This is a genomic window from Acidithiobacillus sp., from assembly GCF_027322205.1.
In the GTDB taxonomy this organism is placed as follows: Bacteria; Pseudomonadota; Gammaproteobacteria; order Acidithiobacillales; family Acidithiobacillaceae; genus Acidithiobacillus.
In genome coordinates, this window is sequence record NZ_DAHVHY010000145.1 from 1 (window position 1) to 1187 (window position 1187).

The window sequence follows — 1187 nt, forward strand, 5'->3', positions numbered from 1 at the left end:
CCCCGCACCGGCAGCAAGCGGAGCTTAACAATCCTTGCTGTCGCGGTGTTATCCACACTGGCCCTGGTATCCGACACCGCTCAAGCCGCGCCCCTGCCGATGCCAGCGATGACCGGACCACTGCAGTCACCATCTCCTTTTCAGTTTAATGCCGGCCCGCTCGGAACACTGGACATCACCGGCGTGATGAGCGGCATGGGTCTTTGGCAGGACAACCCCGTCAATACCGTCAGCCCCGACCCCGTCGCTTTTAATGGCTATACCCACGCCGATATCAGCAATGGCCAAATCTTCATCCAGAAAACCCACGGCCTGATCCAGTTCTTTCTCCAGGCCGGTGCCTACAACATGCCCGCCCTGGGCACTCCCTTTATCTCCACGGGAGCCACCACCGCCGGCTATTATGGTCCTTTGCCACAGGCCTATCTGAAGATCGCGCCCACCAAAAACTTCTCGGTGCTGATCGGCAAGCTCCCCACTCTGATCGGCGCGGAATACACCTTCACCTTCGAGAATATGAACATCGAGCGCGGCTTGTTGTGGAACCAGGAAAACGCCGTCAATCGCGGGGTGCAAGTCAACTACAGCGCGGGGCCGTTAAGCGCCTCTCTGGCCTGGAGTGATGGTTTCTACTCCAATCGTTTCAACTGGCTTTCCGGCGACCTGTCCTACACCATCAACTCCGCCAATACCGTGAGTTTCGTGGGCATGGGCAATGCGGGGCAGACGGGTTATTCCACGCTCGCTACCCCGGTCTATCAAAACAACAGCGACATCTACAACTTGATCTATACCTATAGCTCGGGTCCATGGATGATTCAGCCCTACCTCCAGTACACCCAGGTGCCCGCCAACCCCGCTATCGGCGTGGGGCGCAGCACGGGGACCAGGGGCGCGGCCATCCTGGCAAGTTATAGCCTCACCCCCCACGTTACCCTGGCGGCCCGGGCCGAATATATCGCGAGCACCGGCAACGCCACGGATGGCGCGGTTAACCTGATGTATGGAGCCGGCAGCAAGGCGTGGTCCATCACCGTGACGCCCACCTATCAGGATCACGACTTCTTCGCCCGCGCCGAGTTTTCCTACGTACAGGCAAGCAGCTACACCCAGGGCGATGTTTTTGGTCCGCAGGGGAATAATCCTACCCAGGCCAGAGCCCTTTTCGAAACCGGATTTATGTTTTA

Annotated in this window: 1 protein-coding gene; it reads left to right on the forward strand. The window is 58.7% G+C overall.

Annotated features, from left to right (window positions below; translation table 11 throughout):
• On the forward strand, positions 1–1187 hold a 1187-nt coding region (locus M7F93_RS11855; protein WP_298173812.1), incomplete at both ends, for a porin.